Origin of the sequence: Allobosea sp. Root483D1 (assembly GCF_001429505.1) — a bacterium.
Classification (GTDB): domain Bacteria; phylum Pseudomonadota; class Alphaproteobacteria; order Rhizobiales; family Beijerinckiaceae; genus Allobosea.
Genome location: NZ_LMJW01000018.1, coordinates 312,443 through 338,306, shown reverse-complemented (window position 1 = coordinate 338,306; position 25,864 = coordinate 312,443). Strand labels below are relative to the sequence as shown.

27 protein-coding genes are annotated in these 25,864 nt (G+C 67.2%); 13 read left to right on the top strand and 14 right to left on the bottom strand.

The genetic code is table 11. The features are described 5' to 3' along the window. The first annotated feature begins 29 nt into the window (after positions 1-29). From ASE66_RS16965 to ASE66_RS16950, 4 genes are all read left to right on the top strand, one after another. On the top strand, positions 30-1,037 hold the full coding sequence (locus ASE66_RS16965; RefSeq protein ID WP_057190862.1) for an NAD-dependent epimerase: 1,008 nt from the start codon (positions 30-32) through the stop codon (positions 1,035-1,037). A 9-nt stretch (positions 1,038-1,046) separates the two neighbouring features. Continuing rightward, positions 1,047-1,592 carry a molybdopterin adenylyltransferase gene (mog, locus tag ASE66_RS16960; RefSeq protein WP_057190861.1) on the top strand — a complete coding sequence of 182 codons (546 nt, stop codon included), beginning with the start codon at positions 1,047-1,049 and terminating at the stop codon, positions 1,590-1,592. A gap of 103 nt (positions 1,593-1,695) precedes the next feature. Beyond that, entirely contained in the window at positions 1,696-3,111 is a 1,416-nt protein-coding gene (locus tag ASE66_RS16955; RefSeq protein WP_057190860.1) for a mannose-1-phosphate guanylyltransferase/mannose-6-phosphate isomerase, read from the top strand. Positions 3,112-3,205: 94 nt separating this feature from the next. Further along, positions 3,206-3,466 carry a hypothetical protein gene (locus ASE66_RS16950; protein ID WP_156412196.1) on the top strand — a complete coding sequence of 87 codons (261 nt, stop codon included), beginning with the start codon at positions 3,206-3,208 and terminating at the stop codon, positions 3,464-3,466. 84 nt (positions 3,467-3,550) lie between these two features. Here ASE66_RS16950 and ASE66_RS16945 read toward each other — a convergent pair whose 3' ends face one another. The 12 genes from ASE66_RS16945 to ASE66_RS16890 form a co-directional block, all read right to left on the bottom strand. Continuing rightward, a complete protein-coding gene (locus ASE66_RS16945; RefSeq protein WP_057190858.1) occupies positions 3,551-4,108 on the bottom strand; it encodes a glutathione peroxidase in 558 nt (185 codons plus the stop codon). Between the two features lie 129 nt (positions 4,109-4,237). Next, positions 4,238-4,624: a response regulator gene (locus ASE66_RS16940; protein WP_057190857.1), complete on the bottom strand. Its 387-nt coding sequence runs from the start codon at positions 4,622-4,624 to the stop codon at positions 4,238-4,240. Between the two features lie 111 nt (positions 4,625-4,735). Then, the gene (gene cheB, locus ASE66_RS16935) at positions 4,736-5,842 is read right to left on the bottom strand and encodes a chemotaxis-specific protein-glutamate methyltransferase CheB (protein ID WP_057190856.1); all 1,107 of its coding nucleotides are present in this window, start codon (positions 5,840-5,842) and stop codon (positions 4,736-4,738) included. Beyond that, positions 5,842-6,435 carry a hypothetical protein gene (locus tag ASE66_RS16930; RefSeq protein ID WP_057190855.1) on the bottom strand — a complete coding sequence of 198 codons (594 nt, stop codon included), beginning with the start codon at positions 6,433-6,435 and terminating at the stop codon, positions 5,842-5,844. Before ASE66_RS16930 ends, cheB begins: the two co-directional genes overlap by 1 nt. After that, positions 6,432-7,283 (bottom strand): CheR family methyltransferase, encoded by an 852-nt coding sequence (locus ASE66_RS16925; RefSeq protein WP_244494956.1) that lies wholly within the window; start codon positions 7,281-7,283, stop codon positions 6,432-6,434. The genes ASE66_RS16930 and ASE66_RS16925 overlap by 4 nt, the downstream gene beginning before the upstream one ends. A 22-nt stretch (positions 7,284-7,305) precedes the next feature. Continuing rightward, positions 7,306-9,252 (bottom strand): methyl-accepting chemotaxis protein, encoded by a 1,947-nt coding sequence (locus ASE66_RS16920; protein ID WP_057190853.1) that lies wholly within the window; start codon positions 9,250-9,252, stop codon positions 7,306-7,308. Positions 9,253-9,327: 75 nt separating this feature from the next. Next, the gene (locus ASE66_RS16915; RefSeq protein ID WP_057190852.1) at positions 9,328-9,831 is read right to left on the bottom strand and encodes a chemotaxis protein CheW; all 504 of its coding nucleotides are present in this window, start codon (positions 9,829-9,831) and stop codon (positions 9,328-9,330) included. A gap of 3 nt (positions 9,832-9,834) precedes the next feature. Continuing rightward, complete coding sequence (locus ASE66_RS16910) at positions 9,835-12,141, bottom strand: chemotaxis protein CheA (protein WP_057190851.1); 2,307 nt, start codon at positions 12,139-12,141, stop codon at positions 9,835-9,837. 7 nt (positions 12,142-12,148) lie between these two features. Beyond that, positions 12,149-12,508: a response regulator gene (locus tag ASE66_RS16905; RefSeq protein ID WP_057190850.1), complete on the bottom strand. Its 360-nt coding sequence runs from the start codon at positions 12,506-12,508 to the stop codon at positions 12,149-12,151. A 7-nt stretch (positions 12,509-12,515) separates the two neighbouring features. Continuing rightward, on the bottom strand, positions 12,516-12,797 hold the full coding sequence (locus tag ASE66_RS16900) for an STAS domain-containing protein (protein WP_057190849.1): 282 nt from the start codon (positions 12,795-12,797) through the stop codon (positions 12,516-12,518). A 116-nt stretch (positions 12,798-12,913) separates the two neighbouring features. Then, a complete protein-coding gene (locus ASE66_RS16895) occupies positions 12,914-13,381 on the bottom strand; it encodes a response regulator (RefSeq protein WP_057190848.1) in 468 nt (155 codons plus the stop codon). A gap of 69 nt (positions 13,382-13,450) precedes the next feature. Beyond that, positions 13,451-14,905 (bottom strand): methyl-accepting chemotaxis protein, encoded by a 1,455-nt coding sequence (locus ASE66_RS16890; protein WP_057190847.1) that lies wholly within the window; start codon positions 14,903-14,905, stop codon positions 13,451-13,453. A gap of 156 nt (positions 14,906-15,061) precedes the next feature. Between ASE66_RS16890 and ASE66_RS16885 the strand changes: the two genes are divergently transcribed. The 4 genes from ASE66_RS16885 (at position 15,062) to ASE66_RS16870 (ending at position 18,842) form a co-directional block, all read left to right on the top strand. Beyond that, the gene (locus ASE66_RS16885) at positions 15,062-15,937 is read left to right on the top strand and encodes a LysR substrate-binding domain-containing protein (protein WP_057190846.1); all 876 of its coding nucleotides are present in this window, start codon (positions 15,062-15,064) and stop codon (positions 15,935-15,937) included. Between the two features lie 87 nt (positions 15,938-16,024). Then, positions 16,025-17,209 carry a cystathionine beta-lyase gene (gene metC, locus ASE66_RS16880; protein ID WP_057190845.1) on the top strand — a complete coding sequence of 395 codons (1,185 nt, stop codon included), beginning with the start codon at positions 16,025-16,027 and terminating at the stop codon, positions 17,207-17,209. An 89-nt stretch (positions 17,210-17,298) separates the two neighbouring features. Then, positions 17,299-18,318 carry an amino acid ABC transporter substrate-binding protein gene (locus ASE66_RS16875; protein WP_057190844.1) on the top strand — a complete coding sequence of 340 codons (1,020 nt, stop codon included), beginning with the start codon at positions 17,299-17,301 and terminating at the stop codon, positions 18,316-18,318. Positions 18,319-18,395: 77 nt separating this feature from the next. Further along, entirely contained in the window at positions 18,396-18,842 is a 447-nt protein-coding gene (locus ASE66_RS16870) for a hypothetical protein (RefSeq protein ID WP_057190843.1), read from the top strand. Between the two features lie 58 nt (positions 18,843-18,900). On the opposite strand, the gene ASE66_RS16865 is transcribed toward ASE66_RS16870, so the two are convergent. Beyond that, a complete protein-coding gene (locus ASE66_RS16865) occupies positions 18,901-19,812 on the bottom strand; it encodes a LysR family transcriptional regulator (RefSeq protein WP_057190842.1) in 912 nt (303 codons plus the stop codon). Positions 19,813-19,937: 125 nt separating this feature from the next. On the opposite strand from ASE66_RS16865, the gene ASE66_RS16860 reads away from it, so the two are divergent. The 5 genes from ASE66_RS16860 to ASE66_RS16840 all read left to right on the top strand — a co-directional run bounded on the left by ASE66_RS16860 (position 19,938) and on the right by ASE66_RS16840 (position 23,485). Further along, positions 19,938-20,804 (top strand): pirin family protein, encoded by an 867-nt coding sequence (locus ASE66_RS16860; RefSeq protein ID WP_057190841.1) that lies wholly within the window; start codon positions 19,938-19,940, stop codon positions 20,802-20,804. Positions 20,805-20,867: 63 nt separating this feature from the next. Beyond that, positions 20,868-21,497, top strand: a complete 630-nt coding sequence (gene ycaC, locus ASE66_RS16855) for an isochorismate family cysteine hydrolase YcaC (RefSeq protein WP_057190840.1) — start codon at positions 20,868-20,870, stop codon at positions 21,495-21,497. Between the two features lie 72 nt (positions 21,498-21,569). Then, a complete protein-coding gene (locus ASE66_RS16850) occupies positions 21,570-22,250 on the top strand; it encodes a hydrolase (RefSeq protein ID WP_057190839.1) in 681 nt (226 codons plus the stop codon). 98 nt (positions 22,251-22,348) lie between these two features. Beyond that, the gene (wrbA, locus tag ASE66_RS16845; RefSeq protein WP_057191115.1) at positions 22,349-22,951 is read left to right on the top strand and encodes an NAD(P)H:quinone oxidoreductase; all 603 of its coding nucleotides are present in this window, start codon (positions 22,349-22,351) and stop codon (positions 22,949-22,951) included. Positions 22,952-23,206: 255 nt separating this feature from the next. After that, complete coding sequence (locus tag ASE66_RS16840) at positions 23,207-23,485, top strand: GNAT family N-acetyltransferase (protein ID WP_057190838.1); 279 nt, start codon at positions 23,207-23,209, stop codon at positions 23,483-23,485. A 245-nt stretch (positions 23,486-23,730) separates the two neighbouring features. Here ASE66_RS16840 and ASE66_RS16835 read toward each other — a convergent pair whose 3' ends face one another. Beyond that, the gene (locus tag ASE66_RS16835; RefSeq protein ID WP_057190837.1) at positions 23,731-25,461 is read right to left on the bottom strand and encodes a hypothetical protein; all 1,731 of its coding nucleotides are present in this window, start codon (positions 25,459-25,461) and stop codon (positions 23,731-23,733) included. Between the last annotated feature and the right edge of the window lie 403 nt (positions 25,462-25,864).

Sequence of the window (25,864 nt, the reverse complement as noted above, 5' to 3'; positions counted from 1 at the left end):
GAAATGGCGCGATTGGCGCGAGGAGGATCATGCGCGTTCTGGTGACGGGGGCTGCCGGCTTCATCGGCAACGAGACAGCCCGGGTTCTGCTCGAACGCGGCGACGAGGTCGTCGGCACCGACAATCTCAACGATTATTACGATCCCGCTTTGAAGCAGGCGCGGCTCGCCCGCCTTGCCGGCCACAACCGCTTCAGCTTCGAGACGCTCGACCTCGCCGACCGCGACGGCATGGCCAGGCTCTTTGCCGAAGGCCGCTTCGAGCGCGTCGTCCATCTCGGCGCCCAGGCCGGCGTGCGCTTCTCGATCGAGAAGCCGCAGGCCTATCTCGACTCCAACCTCACCGGCTTCGGCCATGTCCTCGAAGGCTGCCGCCGCAATGGCGTTCAGCATCTCGTCTACGCCTCGTCGAGCTCGGTCTACGGCGCCAACACCCGCACGCCCTTCCGCGTCGAGGACAATGTCGACCACCCGGTCAGCCTCTACGCCGCGACCAAGAAGGCGAACGAGGGCATGGCCCATGCCTACAGCCATCTCTACGGGCTGCCGACCACGGGGCTGCGCTTCTTCACCGTCTACGGCCCATGGGGTCGGCCAGACATGGCGCCGATGATCTTCACCAAGAAGATCCTCGGCGGCGAGCCGATCGAGGTCTTCAACGAAGGCAAACACGAGCGCGACTTCACCTATGTCGACGATATCGTCGAGGGTGTGGTCCGCGTGCTCGACCAGATCGCCGCGCCCGACCCCGCCTGGTCGAGCGACGAGCCCGGCCCGGCGACCTCCTCGGCGCCCTGGCGGCTCTACAATATCGGCAACTCCGATCCGGTGCCGCTGATGGATTTCATCGCCACGATCGAGCAGGCGGTCGGCAGGAAGGCGGTGATGGAGATGAAGCCGCGCCAGCCCGGCGACGTGTTGCGCACCGCCGCCGACGTCTCGGCCCTGGAGGCGGCGGTCGGCTTCCGCCCGCATACCCCGCTCGCCGAGGGCATCGGGCGCATGGTGCGCTGGTATCGCGACTTCTACCGGGTTTGAGGACAAGCCATGGCATCCCCCGCGAAGATCGGCATCGTCACCGTCTCCGACCGCGCTTCGGCCGGCGTCTACGCAGACGAGGGCGGGCCGGCGATCGTCGACTATCTCGCCAAGGCGCTGATCAGCCCCTGGCAGGCGATCACCCGCGTCATCCCCGACGAGCGCGCCGGCATCGCCCAGACGCTGATCGAGCTCGCCGACAAGGAGGGCTGCTGCCTGATCGTTACCACCGGCGGCACCGGTCCCGCCCCGCGCGACGTCACGCCCGAGGCGACCGAGGACGTGATCGAGAAGCTGATGCCGGGTTTCGGCGAATTGATGCGCCAGGTCAGCCTCGCCAAGGTGCCGACGGCGATCCTCTCGCGCCAGCTTGCCGGCATCCGCAGCAGGTCGCTGATCGTCAACCTGCCCGGCCGCCCGCGCGCCATCGCCGAATGCCTCGATGCGGTGATGCCGGCGATCCCCTACTGCATTGACCTGATCGAGGGTCCGTACCTCGAAACCGACCCGGCCATGATCGTGGCGTTCCGACCGGGGCAGAAGCCGAAAGGGTGAACAATACCTCGACCGACACCACCATCCTCTCCTTATGAGCGTTTATCGGATGGTAGCTTCGGTGCTGTAGGAATGAGGGATCAGTTTCCGCCGGAACCCGTTCATGGCTGCTAAGATCGTTCCTCTCATCATGGCCGGCGGCTCCGGAACCCGCCTCTGGCCGCTGTCGCGCGACACCATGCCGAAGCAGTTCATCGCGCTGCTGGAGGATGGCCTCTCGACCTTCCAGGCGACGCTGCAGCGGCTCGTCGATCCGGCTTTCGGCGCGCCGATCGTCATCACCAACAATGATTTCCGCTTCATCGTCGCCGAGCAGATGCTGGCGCTCGGCATCACCGGCGAGATCGTGCTCGAGCCCGAGCGGCGCGATTCCGCCGCGGCCATCGCGGTCGGCATGGTCATGGCCGGCAAGCGCGATCCTGAGGCGGTCTGCGTCGCGCTCGCTTCCGATCATGTCGTCGGCGACGCCCAGGCCTTCCGCGAGGATTGCAAGCGCGCCGCGAGTCTGGCCGCGACCGGGCTGATCATGACGCTCGGCATCAAGCCGACGCACCCTTCGACCGCCTATGGCTATCTCGCCCCCGGCGAGGCGCTGGCCGAGCCCAGCGCCAGTCGCCTCTCCCGCTTCGTCGAAAAGCCGAAGCTCGATCTCGCCCAGCAATACCTGGCCGAAGGCTATCTCTGGAACAGCGGCAACTTCCTCTTTGCTGCCAAGACCATGCATGAGGAGCTCGCGCGTTACGTTCCCGACGTGCTCTCGGCCGCGCAGGCGGCAGTCGACAAGGCGAGCCGCGACCTCGATTTCCTGCGGCTCGACCCGGAGAGCTTCAGCAAGGCGACCAAGATCTCGATCGACTACGCCGTGATGGAGCGCACCGCCCATGCCGGCATGCTCACCGCCTCCTTCGACTGGTCGGATGTCGGCTCCTGGGATTCGATCCACGCGATCAAGCCGCAGGATGCCGACGGCAATGTCCTGGAAGGTCCGGCGGTCGCGCTCGACACCCGTCGCTCGCTCATCCGCAGCGAGGACGTGCTGACCACCGTGGTTGGCCTCGATGACGTCGTCGTGGTCTCGACCCGCGACGCCGTGCTCGTCGCCTCGATGGCGGCGGCCGGCAAGGTCAAGAACCTGGTCGAGCAGATGAAGAGCGAGGGCCGTCCCGAAGCCAGCGAGCACCTGCGCATCTACCGGCCCTGGGGCTGGTATCAGCGCATCGACATCGGCGCCCGCTTCCAGGTCAAGCACATCCACGTCAAGGAAGGCGGACAGCTCAGCCTGCAGAAGCATTTCCACCGTGCCGAGCACTGGGTCGTGGTGCGCGGCACGGCCGAGGTCACGCTCGATGGCAAGGTCGCTTTCGTCCACGAGAACGAGTCGGTTTACCTGCCGATCGGCTGCACCCACCGGCTGAAGAACCCCGGCAAGATCGGACTCGAACTGATCGAGGTCCAGGTCGGCAGCTATACCGGCGAGGACGACATCGTCCGCATCGAGGACATCTACGCCCGCAAGTGAGACCGTGCCCCGCCCGATTGAGGTGACTAGTCCCCCTCGATGACCTCGCCGGGCGGGCGATTTGCCTGGTCTGGACTCAAGGGAGTTCCCGATGATGAAACGCTCCGCGCTGCTGGCTGCAATGGCGGTCTCCCTGCTCGCCACCGCACCTGCCGAAGCGGCCAAATCCGCCTACAAAACCGGGATCGCGAGCGCCAAGAAGCGCGGGTTTTCCAACGCCGAGTGCTACGCATCGGTCTTCGCGACCTACGCCGCACAGAACAGGAACGGCAAGTTCAGGGCGCCGGCCGGCGCCGGCAGGGCGGCCATCGGCTACAGAAACGAGCAGATGAGCAAATGCGGCATTTCGATCTGACGCCGCAGACCGAGCGCGTCCGCATGATCGGTGGAGTCCGTCTCTCGCACCGAGACGACGACCAAGCCGACGCTGGGCAGTCGCTCAGCCTTTCTCCAGCTCCTGCCCGATCGCACGGACCAACTCCGGCGACAGCGGATCGCTGCGCGAGCTGAAGCTGCCGATCAGGCTGCCGTCGCGGCCGATCAGGTATTTGTGGAAGTTCCAGCTCGGCAGCTCGCTCGGGCGCTGGTTCGCCGCCCAGCGATAGAACGGATGCGCATCGGGCCCACGCACCACGTTCTTCTGGGTGATCGGATAGTTCGCGCCATGGCTCTGACGCACCGCCTCGGCGATCGCCGCGCCGTCGAGCGGCTCCTGCCCGCCGAAATCATTGCTCGGCACCGCGATCAGGACGAGGCCGCGCTCGCGATAGCGCTCCCAGAGCTGTTCGAGCCCGGCGAACTGCCCGGCCAGCCCGCACTGCGTCGCCGTGTTGACGATCAGGATCGGCTTGCCGCGATAGGCCGAGAGCGGGATGCGGCCCCCCTCCGCCCGGTCGAAGCTGAAGGCGTAGACGTTGCTTTCACCCTGCGCGGCGAACGCCGGAGCGGCCGGTGCGAGGCTAAGCAAAGCGAGGATCTGGCGGCGATGGAAGCGCATGGGCAAGCTCCGCGATGGTGCCAGGCTACTGCCGATGGAGCCTACTCGCCAAGTAAGATATCCGCGAGCGAAAACGAAAACGCCCCGGCGCGAGCCGAGGCGTCGATCGCTGGCGAAACGGCCAGCTGCTCAGCAGGCCAGCACCTTCTTCACGCGCACCTCGAGGTCGCGCAGCTCATAGGGCTTCACGACATAATGGTCGGCGCCGTTGCTGGTCGCCTCGTCCATCTTGTCGACCGAGCGCTCCGAGGTCGCCATGATGATCTTGATCTGGTTGAGCTCCGGCACCGAGCGGATGGCGCGCAGCAGGTCGATGCCGCTCATCCCGTCCATGTTCCAGTCGAGCAGCAGCAAGTCGTAGCGCTTGGTCTGCATCTTCATCAGGGCCTCACGGGCGTTCTCCGCCTCGTCGATGTCCTGGAACTCGATCTGCTTGAGGAAATAGGTGGCAAGGCCACGCATGCTCTTCTGGTCGTCGACCACGAGGATGCGGTAGTCGCTTCTCGCCTTTGACATGGCACTCTCCTTTGCATCGGACCGAAAAGCGGAATCCACTTTTCGGAAAAATCCGATGCGATAACAATGCGATAGATCATCGTGACCGCGTCCGTTCGGACGCGCGATGATCTATGCGGTACGCTGCTGCGGGCGTTCGCCCAGCAGCCCCGCGATAGCGCCTCCGATCTGGTCGAGCGGTACGACCCTGTCGGCGGCGCCCAACTCGAACGCGGCTTTCGGCATCCCGTTTACCACACAGGTCTCGCCACTTTGGATTAACGTCGCAGCTCCGGCTTTGCGCATGGCTAACAAACCGTCAGCGCCATCGCGGCCCATGCCGGTAAGAAGCACGCCGATCGCATGGCTGCCGAGCGCGCGTGCCACCGAATGGAACATCACATCGACCGAGGGGCAGTGCCCGCTGACCAGCGGCGCGTCCTTGAGATGGCAGATCAGCTCGCCGCGGCGCTCCTCGATCTCGAGATGCTTCAGGCCGCCTGGCGCCACCACCGCCATGCCCGGCCGCAAACGCTCGCCATCGGCAGCCTCGCGCACGTCGAGTCCCGTCGCGGCCGAAAGCCTTGCCGCGAACTTGGCGGTGTAGCCGGCCGGCATGTGCTGAACCACGGCGATCGGCAGCCGCAGATGCGCCGCGTCGCGCATCACGGTCTGCACCGCCGGCACGCCGCCGGTCGAGGCGCCGATCGCGATCAGGGAGACCTTGCCGTGGCTGGCCGGCATATGCACCGCGACGGGCCGGGCCGGGGCGCTCTGGGGCCGCTGCTGCGTGACCATCTCCTTCGCAGCCGCCATCAGGCGCCGGCTGGCCGAGGCGCGCTGCAGTGCCGCGGCGACATGCTTCATGAAGCCTTCGAGCGTATGCGTCGATCCGTCGGGCTTCTCGATGAAGTCGATCGCGCCGAGTTCCAGCGCCTGGATGGTGTTGTCCGCGCCGGGGCCGCCGAAGGCGGAGACGATCAGCACCGGCAGCGGGTCCTGCTTCAGCACCCGGGCGAGCAGCTTGAGCCCGTGACGGCCGGGCAGCTCCATATCGAGCGTCAGGATGTCGGGCCGCAATTCCTGGATCGCGTCCCAGCCTTCCTCGGCGCTGCCGGCGACGCCGATCACCTGGAAGCCCGGTGTCGAGTTGACGATCTGCGTCATCAACTTCTGCATCAGGATGGAATCGTCGACGACGAGGACTTTGACCGGGCCACCGGAGGTCAGCATGCTCATCACCAGATCTCCACTTCACCGGCAACAGGCTGGGTCTTGAGGCGGTTGAGATAGGCCATTTCCTGCGCGCGTTCGGGATCGCGCGCCGCCTGCTGGACGTGCTGCACCCAGGCGCGCCCGGTCGCGGGCTGGTAGTGGATGCGGCGCGAGCGTGTGCCACCGACATCCCTGGAGACGACCGGAATCCCCTCGCGGGCGAGGAACTCGTTGACGAAGATGATGTTGCCCTCGCCGATCGCCAGCATGGTGGCGCCGGAGAGCACGCGCGCCCCGCCGAAGACCTTGGCCTCGAGCTGCCCGCGCCTGGCGCCGCGCTTCAACAGGCCGTTGATCAGCACCTCCATGGCGGTGTCGCCATAGCGCTCGCCGGCGCTGGTGTCGGTACCGCCATTGTTCTTGGGCAGCAGGAAATGGTTGAGCCCGCCGACGCCGATCTGCGGGTCGCGCATGCAGACCGAGACGCAGGAGCCGAGCACGGTGGCGACGATCTCGTCCTTCGCCGCGGTGATCTCATGCTCGCCCGGCGCGACCGTGATGATGGTGGCGTCGAAGCGCGGATCGAAATAGCGCCGTGAGGATCGGTTCAGGCTCATGGCGTGCGCTCGTAGATGGTGCGGCCGATCAGCCTGAGCTGGGGGTGTGGCTGCGGCAGGGATTCGGAGTGACCGAGATAGAGGAAGCCGCCCGGCTGCAGCAGGGCGACATAGCGGTCGAGGATCGCGGCCTTGGTCGGCGTGTCGAAATAGATGAAGACGTTGCGGCAGAAGATCACGTCGAACGGCCCCTTCATCGGCCAGCGTTCGATCAGGTTCAGCCGCTTGAAGGCGATCAGCCGTTTCAGGTCGTCGGCGATGCGGGCTTCGCCGCGCGTGCTCTGGCCCTCCAGCCTGAGCAGCGGGCGCAGGTCCGCCGGCAGCCGGTCGAACTGGTCGGCGGGGTATTGTCCGGCCGCCGCGCGGTCGAGGATGTCGGTGTCGATGTCGGTCGCCAGGATCTTGAAGTCGAGATCGCTGCGATGGCCGATCACGTCGCGCGAGATCGCGGCGGCGCTGTAGGGCTCCTCGCCCGAGGAGCAGGCCGCCGACCAGATCCGGATGCGCCCGCGCCGCCCTGCCCGCTCCTGGATCAGGCGCGGCAGCACATCCTTGCGCAGATGGTCGAAATGGTGGCGCTCACGGAAGAACGCAGTGTGGTTGGTGGTGACGGCGTTGATCAGCTCCGGGATCTCGTCGACCGCCGCTGGCGTACGCAGATAGGAGCAGTATTCCGCGATCGAGCCGAGGCCGAGCACCTTGACGCGCCGCGCCAGGCGCCCGCGCGCCATCGCCTCCTTGTGCTCGCGGATGACGATGCCGGCGTGCTCGTAGACCAGCTTGGCCACGAGCGCCATGTCGTCACGGCTGAGCGTGGTGTCTGATTGAACGGGCTGCGGGGCAAGCATGCTTCGGCCTTGGCGATAAGAACTAGAACTCGGACCACTCGTCCTTCCGTCCGCCGGCGACGCGGCGGCGCGGAGTGACGGGACGGGATTCGGTGGAATGGGTATCCTGGCGAGCGGGCAGGCGCCGCGGCTCGGTCGTCGCGTTCGCGGCGGGCGCGCGCTGCCAGCTCGATTCGATCGGAGCCGGCCGCGCCTGGACCGGCGCCCGGCCCAGGTGGAAGAAGCCGGCGAGCTCGCGCAGGGCCTCTGTCTGCTCGGCGAGTCTCGCGGCCGAGCCGGCGCTCTGCTCTGCCAGCGCCGCATTCTGCTGGGTCGCCTCGTCCATCGTCGCGACGGATCGGCTCATCGCCGCGATATCGCTCGCCTGCCCGGCGCTCGCCTGCGAAATCTCCGAGATGGTGGCGGAGACCTGTTCCACCGCCGTGACGATGCGGCCGAGCGTCTCGCCGGTCCTGCGCACCAGGCGCACGCCTTCGGCGACCTCAGCGTTGGAATTGGCGATCACGCCCTTGATGTCCTTGGCGGCTGTGGCGGAGCGCTGCGCCAGCGTGCGCACCTCGCTCGCGACCACGGCGAAGCCCTTGCCGGCATCGCCGGCGCGGGCCGCTTCGACGGCGGCGTTCAGCGCCAGCAGATTGGTCTGGAAGGCGATGCCGTCGATCACCGAGACGATCTCGGCGATCCGCGCCGAGGACTGCTCCATCCGCCCGATCGCACCGATCGTCTCGGCCACTGCCTGCTGTCCGGTCCCGGCGACGGCCATCGCCTCGCCGGCGAGCTCGGTCGCGTGACGCGAGCGGCTTGCGCTCTGTCCGATCGAGGTCGCGAGCTGTCCGGTCGTCGTGGATGTCTCTTCCAACCCCGCAGCCGAATGCTCGGTGCGCTCAGCGAGATCGGCCGCTCCCGCTCGGATCTCGACGGCCGTCGCCGCGACGTGAGCCGCCGTCGCCTGGATGCCGGAGACCGTCTGCGTCAGCCGCGCGAGCGTCTGGTTGAGCCCGGCCTTCAGTTCGCCGAGGCAACCTTCATAGCTGCCGTCGACCCGCCCGGTCAGGTCGCCCTCGTTGAGCCCGGCCAGGACCGCGGCGAATTCGTTCGTGGCCGCCTCGACGATCGTATTGATCTCGTTGATCCCCTCGGCGATGCGCTGCAGCGCCTCCGGCTTGCCGGCGAGCGGCACGCGCTGCGAGAAATCGCCCTTGGCCGCGGCGGCCACGACGGCTGCGACCTCGTCGGCGGCGCGCAATTCCTCGGTCAGCTCGCGCCATTCGATCGTCGCACCGAGCCGCTGGCCGTCAGGCTGCATCATCGTGGTCAGCATCAGCCCGACCATGCGCCGGCCCAGCGCGACGCGCATCGTGCGCGCCTCGGGAACGCCTTGCGGGCTGGTGAACAGCTCGAGGACCTTGCCGAGCATGTCCTTGGCCGAGACGCCCGGGAAAGCGGCGCGGAAATCCTCCTGCGCCTCGCTGAAGAAGGCCAGCAGCGACTTGTTGACGTAGACGACCTGCCCTTTCGCGTCGCAGACCATGATCGCGGTGCGGCAGCCGTCGAGCGCCGCCCGAATCCGCCCTGCCTCGATCGAGCTTTCTTGGACCTGGCGCAGCGCCCGCGAAAGCTCGCCGATCTCGTCGCGGCGGGCGAGTTCCGGCAGGTCACCGGGCGCGCCTTCCGAGAGCTTCTCCATGCCCTCGCGCAACGCCGTGACCGGCCGCGCCAGCGAACGGGCAACGAGCCAGCCGAGACCGGCGGCGAGCGCGATACCGGCGATGCCAAAGGGCAAGGCCGCGCTTGCGAACCCCGACAGCGCGAGTTCGGCCTGCTGGCTGGACAGGCCGAGGGCGCCGAGCCGGGTGGCCGCGCCCTGCTGTACTGCGAATGCGACGAGCCCGCCCGAAACGGCCGCGCCGCCGGCGAACAGCGCCGGCAGCTTGACCGATAATTTCGAGAAAGCGCCCAGTTGGCTCATCGGCTCGTTGATCTCTCAGGCGATCGGACTGATCTCTGGTCTCCCGGCTGGGCGCTGCCGGGGGCCATCGGAGGCTCAGGCGACGCGCAGTTGCTTGTCCTGGTTGTCGCCGCCGTCGCGGATCACCGCGGCGAGGTCGAGCAACGCGACGATCTCGGTGTCGAGCAGGACCAGGCCTTCGATCAGCCCGTGCTCGTCGCGCTCGAGGTCCGGCGCCGGCCTGACCGCGCTGACCGGCACGTCGACGATGTCCGAGACCGAGTCGACCAAGAGGCCGGCGGTCTTGTCCTCGACATCGACGACGACGATCACATGGGTCGCGGTCGCCTCGGTGGAGCCGAGGCCGATCGCGGTGCGCAGATCGTAGACCGCGAGGATCACGCCGCGCAGGTTGAGCACGCCGCGCACATGCGGGGCCGCATGCGGCAGCGGCGTCGTCGCCTGCCAGCCCTTGATCTCGCGCACCATGCCGACATCGATGCCGAAGGTGCGGTCGCCGACCCGGAAGGTGACGATCCGGCGCGCCGCGGACTCAGGCTGCGCCGAGGTGAAGTGCTTTTCGCTGAGCTGCAGGGACATGGTTCATCCAGCCAGTTTGAGTTCGGGAACGGGTTGGCGGACGCTCGACGCCGCCACACGCAGCATCGAGTCCACATCAAGGATGAGAGCGACCAGGCCGTCGCCGAGGATGGTCGCGGCCGAGGCGCCGTTGACCGTGCCGTAGTTCGATTCGAGGCTCTTCACGACGACCTGCTGCTGGCCGACGATTTCGTCGACGGCGATGCCGACATTCCCGCCGCGTTCGGTCTCCGCGATGATGATGATGTTCTCGTCGCGTGTGCCCGCCGATCCCATCACCGCGCCAAGCCGGTGCAGCGGCGTGATCTCGCCGCGCCAGCGCAGCACTTCCTGCCCGAAGGTCAGGTGCTCGATCGGCGTGTTGGCGAGGTGCTGCGTCTCGATCACGCTGGCGATCGGGATGACATAGCGATCGTCGCCGCAGCGGATCACCATGCCTTCGAGCACGGCGAGCGTCAGCGGCAAAGCGAGCGTGAACTTGCAGCCGCGGCCGGGCTCGGAATCGACGCTGATGCGACCGCCGAGCGATTCAACGTTGCGGCGCACGACGTCCATGCCGACGCCGCGCCCGGAGATGTCGCTGACAGCGTCGGCCGTGGACAGGCCGGCGGCGAAGATCAACTGGTCGATCTCCTCGGGCGCGAGCTTCTCGTCGGCGCCGACAAGGCCGCGTGATTTCGCCTTAGCGAGCAGCCTGTCGCGCCCAATGCCGCGCCCGTCATCGGTGACGCTGATGACGATGCGGCCGGCGCGATGCTCGGCGATCAGCCTGATCGTGCCTTCCGGGTGCTTGCCGGCAGCGATGCGCTCCTCAGGCGTCTCGACCCCGTGATCCATCGAGTTGCGGATCATGTGGGTCAGCGGGTCGGCCAGTTCCTCGATGATGGTCTTGTCGACCTCGGTGTTCTCGCCCTCGAGGACGAGCTTCACTTCCTTGCCGAGGGTCTGCGCGAGCTCGCGCACCAGGCGCGGCATGCGCTGGAACACCGCCTTCACCGGCTGGGCGCGCACCGCCATGACATGGTCCTGCAGCTCGCGTGTCTGGCGCGACAGGGTCAGGATGCCTTCGGCGGTCTTGGCATAGACGTCATAAGGCAGCGAGCGCACGCATTCGACCAGCATGGACTGGGTGATGACGATCTCGCCGACGAGATTCATCAGCCGATCGATGCGGTCGAGGTCCACGCGGACGCTGACCGCCTGGCGCTGGCGTGCGGCGACATCGTTGGCGGCGGGCCGCACCGGCGCGCGCGGCGCCGCCGGGGCAGCTGCAGCCGCGGGCGCAGCGGCAGCCGAAGCCGCCGCGGGCGCGGCGACCGGCTGGATGTCAGGCTGCGGCGCAGCGTCGGAGGTCGGTCCGAGCCGGGCGAGGATCGCCGACAGGTCGGCGGCGACGTTTTGCGGCACCTCCGGAGCAGCGGCGGGCGCCACCTCGGCAACGGCCTCGACCTCGGCCAAGACTTCGACCTCGAACTCCTCATTGGCGAGGGTGAAGTCGAATTTGGAGACGATCTCGTCGGCGCTGAGCTCGGTGCGCAGCATCACCGTAAAGCGCATGTGGCAATCGGTGACGTCGAGCGTCTCGAGCGCCGGCACATGGCTGAGATCGCAGGCGACCGAGACGACCTCGTCCGCCGGCAGGATGCCGATCGCGACGCGCGGCTCGATCACCCGGCGGAACAGGTCGGCTTCCGGCGTGATCTTGATGCGGACGTCGTGGCCGGGCCTGCGCGCCGGCGTGGCGGCGGCAACGGGCTCGTCGTCGTCCCAACCGTCATTGGCCGCAGCCGAAGCCCCGGGAGCGGGCCCGCCCATCTTGGCGTCGACCATGGCGAGGAGATTGCCGAGCGCGGCGATGCCGGGCGGTGCGTCGGCCTTGGGAGCCGCCGGAGGCGCAGCGGGAGCCGGAGCGGCAGGCGCGGCGACCGGCTTGGCCTGGCCGACCTGTTCGAGCGCGGCGAGAAGATCGGGGCGCACCGGCGCCAGCTCGTCGCTGCGGGCGGCGGAGACAAGGTCGGCGACCGCGTCCGAGCAGCGCAGGAACAGGGTGAAGGGCGCATCCTCCAGCGCGACGCGGCCGGAGCGCAGATGATCGAGCGCCGCCTCGAAGACATGGGCGAAGCCGACGAGTTCGGTGCAGCCGAATGCGCCTGCGCCACCCTTGATCGAGTGGATGGCGCGGAAGGCCGCGTTGACGTCCTCGGAATCGGTCGAGCCCTCGTCGAGCGCTTGGAGTTTCTGCTCCAGTGCGCCGAGGAGTTCCTCGCACTCCTGGAAGAAGGTCTGCTTGAGTTCCGCCAGGGGATCCATGGACGCCTCAGTTCTGGTAGCGCGCGACGAGGCCGAGCAGGGTGTTGGGTTCGAACGGCTTGACCATCCAGGCGCTGGCGCCGGCACGGCGGCCTTCCGCCTTGATCTCGGCACCGTTCTCGGTGGTCAGCACGATGATCGGCGTGTTCTGGCCGGCCGGCCGAGAGCGGCAGGCACGCGTGAACTCGATGCCGTCCATGATCGGCATGTTGAGGTCGGTGATGACGAGGTCGGGCTTGAACTGGTCGAAACGCACCAGCCCCTCTTCGCCGTTCTCCGCCTCCGCAACCTCGTGGCCGGCATTGCGCAGCGTCATGCTGAGCAGGCTGAGCAATGTCTTGGTATCGTCGATCGCGAGGATCTTCATCGCGGCATCACTCCAGAACGAGAGCGCTTTGCGCCGGGTCGAACCCGATCGCCTGAAAGGATTGGCGGCATTCGTTGGACACCGCCTTGAGTGTGACGCTGAGCCCGCGCGCCTTGGCGCTGGTCGCGGCCGCATGCATGAGCTGGATCCACAGGCTCGGGAACGGCCCGGCCTCGGCGCACTCGACCGCGATGCTCTCCTTCTGCTCCAGCGCGACGAGGAGCTGATTGCGGAAAGCCGCAGCCTCTGATCGGCCGAGGAAAGGCGGAAGGGAGACGGTGATGACCACGGCGGCGCGCCCTGTGTTTGTTGACTAGGAAGCATCCCGGCGATTGGTAAAAATTTCGCTAACTGACCGGGCTCGCGGCAAGGATTGTGGCCGTTCCGCGGCAGCTTTGTTCAATTTCAGAACAAGTTGTTGCTGATTGCACGCGGCACCAGCGAGATGCTGCCGTTCGCTTCCTTGTACTTGCGCGGGATGTTGATGATGCCCGACAGGTGCAGCCAGAGATTGTTCGGCGAGATCGGCTTCACGATGATCTCGTGCGCGCCGAGCTTGGCGGCCTGCACCACCGCGCGCCGGTCGGGCTTTTCCATCATCACCAGCACCGGCGCCTTGGCGAAGGGCGAGGTCTTGAACGAGCGCATCGAGGCCAGGCATTTGACGCTGTCACCGTCGGGCAGATCCCAGTCGAGCATGACGATGTTGGGCTGCTTCTGGATGAAGGTCGTCGCCGCCGTGGAGAGATCGGCCGCCTCGAAGACCCGCTGCAGCTGTGCCTGGTAGAGCATCGTGCGGATGATGCGCCGATAGTGCGGGCTGGGATCGATCAGCAGCACCGAGAGATTGGGGAAGGATGGCGCGATATGCATGTCAGCAACTCGAAACTCGTACTCGACTAGAAACCTCGCACACGGCGGTTAAGGCTCCGCCCTACCCCGTCAGACGCTGAGGCCGAACCTCAAGCCACCCCAGTGCCGGCCCCGCACGAAGATCGGCGCCGACAGATCCTCCATCACCAGGAAGTTGCCGCCGCCCATGTCGCGCCGATAGGTCTGCAGCAGGAACGCCTTCTGGTTGCGCGCCGCGGCAAGACCGGTGCGATCGTTGAAGATGCGCCGGTTGCGGCAATTGGCGTTGTTCCAGACCGGATCTGCCCCTTGCGGCTGCGAGTATTTGCGGTTGTGCGTCGGCAGATAGCCGTTGCGGTCGACAGCCGCGCAGAAGACGATGCGCTTGTTCACCGTCAGCAGCCTCTCCTGCACCGGCGGCAGCAGTCGGTCGGTCAAGGCCGTGAAGCCACAGATGAACTGCTGCGGGTCGCTGCCCTGGACTGGCCGGTAGGCCTCGCCGAACAGATCGCCCAGGCCGATCTCACCCCTCGCCAGCGCCTGCTCGAACAGCTCGGAGATCGCCGCAGCGGCCTCGACCGCGACCCCGATCATGTCCGATTGCGGAGTACGCACGCCCGAACCCGCGATCGCACCGAGGATCGCCTCGCTGGTCGACACCAGGGAAGCCCCGCGCCGCGCCGCGACCTCGAGATTGCGGCCCGACTGATCGACTCCGGCCACCAGCCCCTTCAGCTCGCCGCCGACCTGGGCGAAGGCGACGGCATTCTCGCGCGCCGGCGCCGAGATCGAGTCGATCTCGCCGATCAGGCCCACGACCGAGCGGCCGAAATGATCGAGTTCGCCGATCTGTTGCGAAATGCCCTGGCTCTCCTCGCTGGCGCGCCGCGCCGCCTGTGCATTCGCTTCGCTCTGCTTCGCCAGCTGGTCGACGGTCGCGACCAGCGCGTCCAGTTGCCGGGCGCTGGCGGAGGTCGCCTCGCGCGTCTGCTCGGCGAGCTGCTTCACCGCCGCGGCGATCACCGCAAAGCCGCGCCCGGCGGCGCCACTGCGCGCCGCCTCGACGCCGGCATTGATCGATAGCAACTGGATCTCGCGCGTGATCGTCTGGATCGCCTCGCTGGCCTCGCGTGCCTTGTGCGCCCGGCTCACCGCTTCGTTCAGCGCCTGCGAGATCGACTGCGCGCCTTCAGACAATTCGGCGATGTCGTTCTGCGCGGCATTGAGCCCCTGCCGGACCGCGCCGGTGACGCGCTCGAGCCCGCTCTTGACCACGGAGGCCGCCTGCTGGGCCGTGTCCGCCGCCTGCTGGATCGCCTGGTTGGAGCGCGACACCTGCTCGACCGAGGTGACGACGCGATGCAGCCCGTCGGTCTGCCGGTCGAGCTCGCCATTGACGTCGCCGACACGCCCCGAAATATCGGTGATCTCGGCGCTGAGCTTGCCGAAACGCTCGGCGATCTCGAGCACGGCCCGCGCCGCCGCCTCCGCTCCGGGCGCATCCTCATTGGCAGGATCAGGCAGCTTCAGGGCCGGGGCGAGCATCGATGCGGCGCTTCCATTTGAGTTCTGCCTGTCGACCCTAAAGGAACAGGGTAAATCCGCAGTTAAGCGGCGCCCCGCCGAGCAACGCCCCGGTTCCCTCGACCCGGCGCCGTCGCTAGGCTGCACGGCGAACAACAGCCCCGGGGCGGACACCGCTTGAACAGCCGACAGCTCGAAACTTTCGCCGCGGTGATGAAGGCCGGCACGATCTCACGCGCCGCCGAACTGCTCGGCGTCACCCAGCCCGGCGTCAGCCGCGCGATTGCAGAGCTGGAGAAGTCGCTCGGCTTCCTGCTCTTCGACCGGATCCGAAACCGCATCGTCGCGACGCCCGAGGGCAAGCTGTTCTACGCCCAGGTGCAGGCCTCCTTCCTCGGCATGGATTCCTTGCGCGCCACCGCCGCCCGCATCCGCGACCATGGCGCCGGCCAGCTGCGCGTCGGCTCGCTCTCGGCGCTGGGCTCCTCGCTTGTGCCGCGGGCGGTGCGCCGCTTCCGCGACCGGCGCCCGGAGATCGCGGTGACGCTGATGGTGCTGCCTTCGCGCGACGTCCGCGACGGCGTCGCCTCCGGCGCCTTCGACATCGGTCTCGCCGCCGACGAGATCGACGTCTCCGGCGTCCTTCATCAGCTCTTCGTCCAGCCGCGCGTGCTCTGCGCCCTGCCGCTCGGCCACCCGCTCGCCGAGAAGGAGCTGATCGGCCCGGCCGACCTGCACGATCTGCCCTTCGTCGCCTACGTGCCGGAGGATCGCGCCCGCCAAAGGCTCGACCGCATCTTCGCGGAAGCCGGCGTCAAGCCGCGCATCGTCGTCGAGACCATCTACGCCGCGACCGTCTGCGCCCTCGTCGCGGAGGGCGTCGGCGTCGGCCTGGTCAGCCCCTATGCAGTCGCCGGCGCCGACCCGACGCGGCTGGTGCTGAGGCCGTTCGAGCCGGAGGTGCAGAGCCGCAGCCTGCTGATCCTGCCGCTCGACCGGCCCAAATCCCAGCTGGTGCGAGACTTCATCGACTGCCTGATGGAAGTACGCTGACCATAACGACTAGGCATCGAGTCATAAGTTTTGGCTGATTGCCGGAAGGGTCCTGCGGAGGGAACCTCTTCGTCAAAGGAGCCCTCCATGCATGACGCGACCCGCACCGTTCATCACCCTTCGGTCAACGAGGAAGGCTATGCCAGCCTGACGGTGCCGACGCATCGCGCCTCGACCATCGTCTACCCGGACGCAGCGAGCTTCTTCGCCCGCAAGCATCGCGGCTTCGATGGCTATACCTACGGCCTGCACGGCACGCCGACGACCCGGACGCTGGAGGCCCAGCTCACAGCCCTGCATGCCGGTGTGCGCACCGTGCTCGTCCCCTCCGGCCAGGCGGCGGTCACCATCGTGATGCTCTCGGTGCTGCTGCCGGGCGACAAGGTGTTGATCCCCGATCAGGTCTACCAGCCGGTGCGCAGCTTCTGCGAGGAATACCTGAAGCCGCGCGGCATCGACTACGGCGTCTACGATCCGCTGATCGGCGCCGGTATCGCCGCGCTGATCGACGATCGGGTCAAGCTGGTCTGGGTCGAGTCGCCCGGCTCCAACACGATGGAAGTCCAGGATGTTCCAGCCATCGTCAAGGCGGCGAAGGCGAAGGGCGTACTCGTCGGCTGCGACAACACCTGGGCGACGCCGCTGATCTTCAAGCCTTTGGCCCATGGTGCCGACTTCGCCTGCGAGGCGCTGACCAAGTATGTCGGCGGCCATTCCGACCTGCTGCTCGGCTCGGTCACCGTTGCCGATCTCGGCTTGCGTGAGAAGCTGAAGGAGACGCTGCGCGGCTTCGGCGTCGGCGTCTCGCCCGATGAGTGCCAGCTTGCTCTGCGCGGCATCGAGACCCTGGCGCTGCGCCTCGCCCATATGGGCAAGGTTTCCGAGGATGTCGCCCGGCGCCTGTCCCGTTCGCCTGCGGTCGAGACCGTGCTGCACCCGGCCCTGCCTTCCTGCCCCGGCCATGATTTCTGGCGGCGCGACATGGGCCGCTCGTCGGGTGTGTTCAGCGTCGTGCTGCGACCAGTGCCCGATGCCCTGTTCGAAGCGGCTCTCAGCGCGCTCAAGGTCTTCGCCATCGGCGCCTCCTGGGGCGGCACGCGCAGCCTGATCGCGCCGCTGGCGCTGGGTGGCGAGCGCACCGTGACGCCCTGGCCCCATCCGGGTCCGGCGCTGCGCATCAGCATCGGCCTCGAGGACCCGGACGACCTCTGGAACGATCTCGACGCGCTGCTGGTCGCACTGGAAAAGCCGGCGGCTGCCAAGGTCGCCTGAGGCCGAAAGACGAAAGATGACGAACGCGGCGGGGACGTCTCCGCCGCGGCGGGAGAGCTTTGCCTGGAAACAACAACAGGGGATCAAAGATGAAACGGACCTTGCTTCGCCTGACCGCAGCGTTGGCACTCGCCGCCGGCTTCGCGGCGCCCGCCGACGCCAATACGATCAAGATGATCCGCGACCGCGGCAAGATCATCTGCGGCACCAGCCCCGGCGTTGCCGGCTTCTCGACCCAGGACGCCGACGGCCGTTGGCAGGGCTTCGATATCGATGTCTGCCGGGCCCTCGCTGCGATCATCTTCAACGACACCGAGAAGGCCGGCTTCGTCTCGCTGACCTCGAAGGACCGGCTGATCGCGCTGCAGGCCGGCGAGATCGACGTCCTGCCGCGCACCACCACTTGGACCCTGTCGCGCAACGCCGGCCAGGGCGTCACCTTCACCACCGTCAATTACTATGACGGCCAGGGCTTCATGGTCTCCAAGAAGCTCGGCGTCTCCTCCGCGGCACAGCTCGGCGGCGCCTCGGTCTGCGTCGCCCAAGGCACGACGAGCGAACTGAATCTCGCCGACTATTTCCGCAAGCTCGGGGTGAAATACGAGGCGGCCGCCTTCGGCACATCGGAGGAAGCACTCAAGGCTTATGAATCCGGCCGCTGCGACGCCTACACCACCGACATCTCGGCCCTCTCCGCCGTCAGGATGAAGCTGCAGGACGTCGACAGCCACCTCATCCTGCCGGAGGTGGTCTCGAAGGAGCCGCTCGGCCCCTGGGTCCGCACCGGCGACGAGACCTGGTTCAACCTCGTGCGCTGGACCGTGCTCGCCCTGATCAACGCCGAGGAGCTCGGCATCACCAAGGCCAATGTCCAGGAGATGCTCAAATCCTCGAACCCCGAGGTGAAGCGCTTCCTTGGCCTCGACGGCAAGATGGGCGAGGCGATGGGCGTCGGCAACGACTGGGTCGTGCGTATCATCTCGGCCGTCGGCAACTACGGCGAGAGCTTCGAGCGCCATCTCGGCAAGAGCTCGCGCCTGCAACTGGCACGCGGTCCGAACGAGCTCTGGAGCAAGGGCGGCATCCAGTACTCCCCGCCCTTCCGGTAGCCGGCGAAGCGGGCAGACGGAACCGCCGGGCTCCCCGGCGGTTCTTTACTCCGTTGCATCACCAAGGAGTACTGCCAGTGCCCGCCATCAAATCCCTTCTCGCCGGCGCCGCTGCGCTGATGCTGGTCTCCGGTTCGGCGATCGCCCAGCCGCGAACGCTCGGCCCGCAGACCGGCACGGTCAAGATCGAGCAGATCGCGGTCGCCTTCATCGCGTCCGGCGAGCTCGGCGGCGGCACCTTCACCTATCGCGGCCGCTCCTATCCGATCTCGGTCGGCGGGCTCGGCATCGGTGGCATCGGCGCAGCCCGCGTCGTCGCCAGCGGACGCGTCTACGGCCTGACCGAGCGCAACGATCTCGCCGGTCCTTACGTCCAGCTCAAGGAAGGCTGGGCCGTCGGCCGCGCTGGCCAGGGCCGCGTCTGGCTCAAGAACGACAAGGGCGTGACCCTCAGCCTCGACACGCGCCGCCAGGGTCTGCAGGCGACGATCGGCGCAGACGGCGTGCTGATCGCGTTCAAGTAAGCGAACCGCCCACAGGAAGACACAACGTGGCGGCCGGGCAGATGCTCGGCCGCTTTTGCTAGCGGCTCTCCGCATCCAGCCGGGCGTACTCGCTGCCGAGGAAATCGAGCAGAGCGCGGACCGAGGGCAGCAAGCCGCGCCGCGATGGGAACACGGCGTGGATGAGGCCGGCCCGTGGCGTCCAATCCGGCAGGACCTCGACCAGCCGGCCCGCCCGGATATCCTCGATCACCACCATGGTCGGCATCTGCACGACGCCGACGCCCTGCAGCGCGGCATGGCGCAGCGCCACCATGTCCTCGGTGACGAAGCGGGGCTGGTGGCGGATACTGGCCTCGGCGCCACCCGGCCCCTGCAGCCGCCATTCATGGGCCGGGTGCAGACCGCCCCATGACAGGCTCGGCAGCGCCCCGATATCGGCGGGCACCGGCGCCCGCCCGAAATCCGCCAGTAACTGCGGCGCCGCCACCAGGCATTGCCGGCTCTCGGCCAAAACCTTCATCACCAGCTCACTTTCCTCCAGCGGCGGGAAGCGCACCCTGATCGCAATGTCGAAGCCCTCGCGGATCACGTCGACCCGCCGGTTGGTGCTCTCCAGCTGCACCTCGACCTTGGGACAGGCGGCGAGGAAGCGGGCGATCATCGCCCCGACCTGGAAATAAAGCACCGCCGACGGGCAGGCGATGCGCACCACGCCTTGAGGCGCGGCCCGGACCCGATCGATCGCCTCCTGCGCCGCCTCGGCCTCGACCAGCATGGCGAGGCAATGCCGATGATATTCGCGGCCGATCTCTGTGACGGCGAAGCGCCGCGTCGAGCGCTGCACCAGCCTGACGCCGAGCCGCTCCTCCAGCAGCGCGAGGCGCCGGCTCAAACGCGAGCGCGGCATCCCCATGGCGCGGGCGGCAGCGGCAAAGCCCTGATGCTCGACCACCTGGGCGAAGAAGTAGAGATCGTTCAGGTCCTGCATCGCGGCACCATTGTCCTGCCAATAGGACAGAGTGGCGGGATAATGCCGGCTACTGCACCCGCTGTCTCGCTCATAATCTTCTGGACAACACAGCGCCATGCCGGCGCATCCGAGGAGACAAGGCTATGCGACAAGTTCGCGGCATCTACAGCAGCCCCGCCGCCCATTGGGTCGGCGACGGCTTTCCCGTCCGCTCGATGTTTTCGCACGCTGCCCAGGGCGAGCATGTCAGCCCCTTCCTGCTGCTCGACCATGCCGGCCCTGCCGAGTTTGCGCCCGCTGAGAAGCCGCGCGGCGTCGGCGTCCACCCGCATCGCGGTTTCGAGACCGTCACCATCGTCTATCAGGGCGAGGTCGAGCATCGCGACTCCACTGGGCAGGGCGGCCTGATCGGCCCCGGCGACGTGCAGTGGATGACCGCCGCCTCAGGCATCCTGCACGAGGAGTTCCATTCGCAGGCCTTCACCCGCAGCGGCGGCACGCTCGACATGGTGCAGCTCTGGGTCAACCTGCCGGCGAAGGACAAGAGCGCCGCCCCCGGCTACCAGACCCTGCTCGACAAGGACATTCCGGCGGTCGCACTGCCCGATGGCGCCGGCACGCTGCGCGTCATCGCCGGCGACTATCAGGGCCATGCCGGCCCGGCCCGGACCTTCACCCCGATCGACATCTGGGACCTCGCCCTGAAGCGCGACGGGCAGACGTCGCTTGCTTTGCCGGAAGGGCGTACCCTCGGTATCGTCGTCCTGCGCGGCAACGTCCTGATCAACGGCGCCGACAAGGCTCGCGAAGCCCAGTTCGTGCTGTTCGACCGCACTGGCGGCGAAGTGACGATCGAGGCCGAGACCGACGCCAGCGTGCTGGTCCTCAGCGGCGAGCCGATCGACGAGCCGGTCGCGATGCACGGCCCCTTCGTCATGAACACGCAGGAGGAGATCCGCCAGGCAATGGCCGATTTCCAGAGCGGCCGCTTTGGCAAGATCCCGGCCTGAAAGCCGGCTCCGGCGCCGTCCGCCGCCGCAATGCCGGACATGCCTCTCCAAGGGAGAAAGACCATGACCAAGCCCTATACCCGCCTCGACAAGGACAAGGCCGTCGTCCTGCTGGTCGACCACCAGACCGGCCTGCTCTCGCTGGTCCGCGATATCGATCCGGACAAGTTCAAGAACAACGTCCTGGCGCTGGCCGACCTCGCCAAATACTTCAAGCTGCCGACGATCCTCACCACCAGCTTCGAAGATGGTCCGAACGGCCCGCTCGTTCCGGAGCTGAAGCAGACCTTCCCGGATGCGCCGTTCATCCCGCGCCCCGGCCAGATCAATGCCTGGGACAATGAGGACTTCGTCAAGGCGGTGAAGGCGACCGGGCGCAAGCAGCTCATCATCGCCGGTGTCGTCACCGAGGTCTGCGTCGCCTTCCCGGCGCTTGCCGCGATCGAGGCCGGCTTCGAGGTCTTCGTCGTCACCGATGCCTCCGGCACCTTCAACGAGATCACCCGCCAAGCCGCCTGGCAGCGCATGTCGGACGCAGGCGCCCAGCTGATGAGCTGGTTCGGCGTTGCCTGCGAGCTCCATCGCGACTGGCGCAACGATGTCGAGGGGCTGGGTGCGCTCTTCTCGAACCACATCCCCGACTATCGCAACCTGATCACCAGCTACGCCACCGTCTCGGCGAAGAAGGCCTGAGCCTCCGGTGGAGCGCGGTGCGGACACCGCTGCGCTCCACCTCCCTTTGCGCGAGCACCAAGGAGACCTGCCATGACGACCCCCGCCAACTTCAATGGCCAGCGCCCGGTCATCGATCCCAACGACGCGGTCATGCTGCTGATCGACCATCAGAGCGGCCTGTTTCAGACCGTCGCCGACATGCCGATGCCGGTGCTGCGCAACCATGCCGCCGCCCTCGCCCGCATGGCGACGCTGAGCAAAATGCCCGTGATCACCACCGCCTCGGTGCCGCAGGGCCCGAACGGGCCGCTGATCCCGGAGATTCACCAGAACGCGCCGCACGCCCAATACGTGGCGCGCAAGGGCGAGATCAACGCCTGGGATAACCCCGACTTCGTCGCGGCGGTGAAGGCGACCGGCCGCAAGACCCTGATCATCGCCGGCACCATCACCTCGGTCTGCATGGCCTTCCCGGCGATCGCCGCCGCCCATGACGGCTACAAGGTCTTCGCCGTGGTCGACGCGTCGGGCACCTATTCGAAGATGGCGCAGGAGATCACGCTCGCCCGCGTCGTCCAGGCCGGCGTCGTGCCGATGGACACCGCCGCCGTCGCCTCCGAGCTGCAGAAGACCTGGCATCGCGACGATGCCCAGGAATGGGCCGAGGTCTATACGAAGATCTTCCCGCCCTACGCGTTGTTGATCGAGAGCTACATGAAGGCTCAGCAGGTCCAGAAGGATCAGGAGCAGCTCGACTCGCAGCGCGGCTGACTGTCACGCTCGTGAGTGGACGAGTGCCCTAGGACGCTCAATCTAGACCGGCAGAGCTTCCCCGCTCCGGCGGTTCACCCCGAAAGAGGATGTTTCCGATGACGAAGGTTCTGGTTCTCTACTATTCCAGCTACGGCCATATCGAGACGATGGCGCAGGCGGTCGCCGAGGGCGTGCGCGAGACCGGCGCAGACGTGGTCATCAAGCGCGTGCCCGAGCTCGTCCCCGAGGAGGTCGCCCGCAAGTCCGGCTTCAAGCTCGACCAGGCGGCACCGATCGCCACGGTCGACGAGTTGCCGAACTACGACGCGATCATCATCGGCGTGCCCACCCGCTTCGGCAACATGCCGGCGCAAATGAAGAACTTCCTCGACCAGACCGGCGGCCTCTGGTTCCAGGGCAAGCTCGTCGGCAAGGTCGGCAGCGTCTTCTCCTCCAGCAACACCCAGCATGGCGGCCAGGAGAGCACGATCCTCTCGACCCACACTGTCCTGCTGCATCAGGGCATGGTCATCGTCGGGCTGCCCTATACCTTCCAGGGCCAGATGACGATGGCGGAGATCAGCGGTGGCTCGCCCTATGGCGCCAGCACCATCGCCGGGGCCGACGGCTCGCGTCAGCCTTCCGAGAACGAGCTCGCCGGCGCCCGCTATCAGGGCCGGCACGTCGCCGGGATCGCGGCCAAGCTGGCGGCCGGCTGAGGCCTTAGATCATCGCGCGCCCAATCGGGCGCGATCACGATGATCTATCACATTGTTATCGCATCGGATTATTCCGAAAAGTGGATTCCGCTTTTCGGTCCGATGCTATAGGCAGGGCGCGACCGACCTTGCAACCCGGCATCGACGCTTCGCCCTGTCGATGCCGGCTTCTTGCGTCCAACGGCGCTCCCACCCCAGACTGCAGTCGATCCGGCGTCCCGCAAGCCCGGACGCTGCGAGCGAAAGGATGGCCCGATGGATACCGGCGTTGTCGACCACCCCGACCAGAACCGCTTCGAGCTTGCCATCGATGGCGAGCTCGCCCTCGCCTACTACAAGCTCGACGGCGATCGCGTCGTGCTCACCCATACCGAGGTGCCGCAGGCTTTGTCGGGCCAGGGCATCGGCTCGCGCCTGGCCAAGGGCGTCTTCGAGCAGATCAGGGCGTCAGGCCGCAAGGTCGTGCCACGCTGCTCCTTCATGGCCGGCTGGGTCAGCCGCCATCCCGAGTATGACGATATTGTCGTGGGGTGAGTGACCCAGGTGGTCTCTGGCATCCAGCTCGCCAAGCGGTAGCACAAGAACGAGGGTGGGCGGGCCAGAGACGCAGAGTCATCCTTGATTCCGTTGATCTTTTGGGCTTTCGAGTGCCAGATTCCGGTCAGGATGCCGTCGCGCTTTCGACCCGCCATAGCCGCTAGCAGTCCACAAAACCGGGTCAACTCCAAAAGCTGGCCTCTATCGGCCGGTGGATTGGCTGGTCACGAGGATGCTTGCCGTCATGACGATTTCACCAGCCCCGAGAAACCTGCAACGGCCAGTAGGCTCAGGGCCCAGCCCACCAGAGAATGGAAGTAGAAATAGCCGATCGCGACACGCCCTCCGGATTTCGTCGGATTCGGGCGCCAGAAGGTGCGCTGCCCCATGTCCAGCACCGGCAGCAAGGTGTCGAGCGAATACATCCACGGGCTGAAGGCAGGATAGCTCGAAGCCTCCCATTGCCGGCGGAAGCAGGCGAGCTGTGTCTCGCCCGGTTCGCCCAGCCCCTGCGATAACCCGCTGGCGACGAGGGACCTCTGTTCGCCGCGCGCGACTCCGCAGAGAGTCCATTCGGGTGCGCGCAGCACGACCGCACTATTGGGCATCATCGCGCCCTGCTGTTCGGCGTAGAAGAACACTGCGGTGCCCGCGAACCAGCAGAAGACGAGCCAGGCGACCGCGAGAAGCGGTCTGCGGCCATAGCCGAGCGTGATGCCCAGAATGCCGTCGGCAATGAAGAGCAGCGCCCGCCATATCGGGCTTTCGGCCCGGCCCCGCCGCGCCCGGCGCTGCAGCCGCTCCTTGACGACGAGCACCGTGCTCGCATCTTCGCCATGGCCCATCTCGCGGAAAACGGCGGCGAGTTGCTCATAGGGTTGCGGCCAGAAATCCTCGCCCCACCGTTCCGGCGACTGCCGCGCCAGCCAGGCAAGGCGGCTCTCGGCATCGACCGGACCGTCGATGAAGGCTCCGTAGCGGCAGCGGTTGAGCAGCAGCTCTCCCGGTTTCGGCCAGCAGACCGCCTCGTCATGGATCGTGCCGATCGACGCACCGGTCAGCGCCAGCGTGCCGTCGAGCCGCGCTCCATGCCGCAGGAAGAAAGCCCCCGCGACAACACCTCTGCTGACCTCGACGGCGGCTCCGCCGGCATTCTCGACCGTCGCGCCGGAACAATCGAGATCCCCGTCGAGGGCGGCACTGGTCAGCCGTACTTCACCATTGATGCGTGCACTTCGCAAAACGACGCTGCCACGGCAGGCGAGTTCGTCCGCATCGAGCGCCATCCGCTCGAAAGCCTGGATGCCGGCTCCCGTCGCGTCGAGATCGGCGGCCAATATGGCGCCTGACAGATTGGCGCCACCGCGCAGCGTCGCACCGCGGAGCAGCACATTGCGCACCTCCAGGCCCCGGCCTTGCAAAGCATAGCTGCCGCGATTGCTGATGATCGCGCCGTCGCATTCGAGATTGCCGCCGAGCCGCGCCTGGTCGAGGTTGATCCCGGTCTCGATCTCCGCTCCCCGCAGGTAGATTCCGCCCCGCGCCTCAAGCCGCTCCGCCTGCAGCCCAGGCAACCGCGAGCCGTCGAGGAACAGCCGGTTGATGATGGCCGCGCGCAGGATCGGAACAGCTTCGAAACAGCAATCGCTGAACCCGATGTCGCGGAAGACGCGGCAAGCCTCGAGATCGAGGGACCCCGCGATCCAGGCCCCTCGGACGAGGATCCCCTTCTCGTGCGGGCGGCATCCTGCCTCGCCTCCGAGGATCAGGAAGCGCAGGAACGGAGCCCGCACGATGCGGGCCGGATCGGGCTCTGTCGGTAGCCCCCCGTCCCCGAGCCGGTCGAAAGTGCCGGACTGAAGTCCCGCAACGATCCCCTCCTCCGCCGGAAGCAGCGGGCGGAAATCGTCGAGGCGCGCTGTCGAGGTCGCCCAGGTCGCGGCCTCCGCACCAAGGCTCCAGTCCAAGGTCACGTTCCCGCCGCGCTCACGGTTCGCGTGAAGCGCGACGGCGCGGCCATGGCTCCGGGACAGCGCGGGCCGGATGAAGCTGGGTCTCGCTTCATGCTTGTTCCCCGGTGGCCTCCCGCTCCTGCAGCGGCGATTTCAGGCACCAAGAGCCTCGCCTCGGCATATGACTTCTCCCTGACAGCTACTCCATCGCCAGCCCGCGGGCGCACTTGCGGCCAGGGGACCGTGCGAGGCGACAACGACGCTAGCAATACCGGCAACGACGCGGATCGGCTCAGAGTCCCAACCCTGCGCTCGTCATCCCATTGTTGGAACATCGACATTGCCGCCGCACGGGTTCCCGTGATGCGGCAGGCTCGTTTTTGGGACGCAAGACCCAGAGTTTGAGATTCACTGCCTATGCCGC

Bases quoted from the DNA above. Each gene is read 5' to 3' on its own strand.
- ASE66_RS16965 (WP_057190862.1), top strand. From the start codon at position 30: ATGCGCGTTCTGGTGACGGGGGCTGCCGGCTTCATCGGCAACGAGACA.
- mog (WP_057190861.1), top strand. From the start codon at position 1,047: ATGGCATCCCCCGCGAAGATCGGCATCGTCACCGTCTCCGACCGCGCT.
- ASE66_RS16955 (WP_057190860.1), top strand. From the start codon at position 1,696: ATGGCTGCTAAGATCGTTCCTCTCATCATGGCCGGCGGCTCCGGAACC.
- ASE66_RS16950 (WP_156412196.1), top strand. From the start codon at position 3,206: ATGAAACGCTCCGCGCTGCTGGCTGCAATGGCGGTCTCCCTGCTCGCC.
- ASE66_RS16945 (WP_057190858.1), bottom strand. From the start codon at position 4,108: ATGCGCTTCCATCGCCGCCAGATCCTCGCTTTGCTTAGCCTCGCACCG.
- ASE66_RS16940 (WP_057190857.1), bottom strand. From the start codon at position 4,624: ATGTCAAAGGCGAGAAGCGACTACCGCATCCTCGTGGTCGACGACCAG.
- cheB (WP_057190856.1), bottom strand. From the start codon at position 5,842: ATGAGCATGCTGACCTCCGGTGGCCCGGTCAAAGTCCTCGTCGTCGAC.
- ASE66_RS16930 (WP_057190855.1), bottom strand. From the start codon at position 6,435: ATGAGCCTGAACCGATCCTCACGGCGCTATTTCGATCCGCGCTTCGAC.
- ASE66_RS16925 (WP_244494956.1), bottom strand. From the start codon at position 7,283: ATGCTTGCCCCGCAGCCCGTTCAATCAGACACCACGCTCAGCCGTGAC.
- ASE66_RS16920 (WP_057190853.1), bottom strand. From the start codon at position 9,252: ATGAGCCAACTGGGCGCTTTCTCGAAATTATCGGTCAAGCTGCCGGCG.
- ASE66_RS16915 (WP_057190852.1), bottom strand. From the start codon at position 9,831: ATGTCCCTGCAGCTCAGCGAAAAGCACTTCACCTCGGCGCAGCCTGAG.
- ASE66_RS16910 (WP_057190851.1), bottom strand. From the start codon at position 12,141: ATGGATCCCCTGGCGGAACTCAAGCAGACCTTCTTCCAGGAGTGCGAG.
- ASE66_RS16905 (WP_057190850.1), bottom strand. From the start codon at position 12,508: ATGAAGATCCTCGCGATCGACGATACCAAGACATTGCTCAGCCTGCTC.
- ASE66_RS16895 (WP_057190848.1), bottom strand. From the start codon at position 13,381: ATGCATATCGCGCCATCCTTCCCCAATCTCTCGGTGCTGCTGATCGAT.
- ASE66_RS16890 (WP_057190847.1), bottom strand. From the start codon at position 14,905: ATGCTCGCCCCGGCCCTGAAGCTGCCTGATCCTGCCAATGAGGATGCG.
- metC (WP_057190845.1), top strand. From the start codon at position 16,025: ATGCATGACGCGACCCGCACCGTTCATCACCCTTCGGTCAACGAGGAA.
- ASE66_RS16875 (WP_057190844.1), top strand. From the start codon at position 17,299: ATGAAACGGACCTTGCTTCGCCTGACCGCAGCGTTGGCACTCGCCGCC.
- ASE66_RS16865 (WP_057190842.1), bottom strand. From the start codon at position 19,812: ATGCAGGACCTGAACGATCTCTACTTCTTCGCCCAGGTGGTCGAGCAT.
- ASE66_RS16860 (WP_057190841.1), top strand. From the start codon at position 19,938: ATGCGACAAGTTCGCGGCATCTACAGCAGCCCCGCCGCCCATTGGGTC.
- ycaC (WP_057190840.1), top strand. From the start codon at position 20,868: ATGACCAAGCCCTATACCCGCCTCGACAAGGACAAGGCCGTCGTCCTG.
- ASE66_RS16850 (WP_057190839.1), top strand. From the start codon at position 21,570: ATGACGACCCCCGCCAACTTCAATGGCCAGCGCCCGGTCATCGATCCC.
- wrbA (WP_057191115.1), top strand. From the start codon at position 22,349: ATGACGAAGGTTCTGGTTCTCTACTATTCCAGCTACGGCCATATCGAG.
- ASE66_RS16840 (WP_057190838.1), top strand. From the start codon at position 23,207: ATGGATACCGGCGTTGTCGACCACCCCGACCAGAACCGCTTCGAGCTT.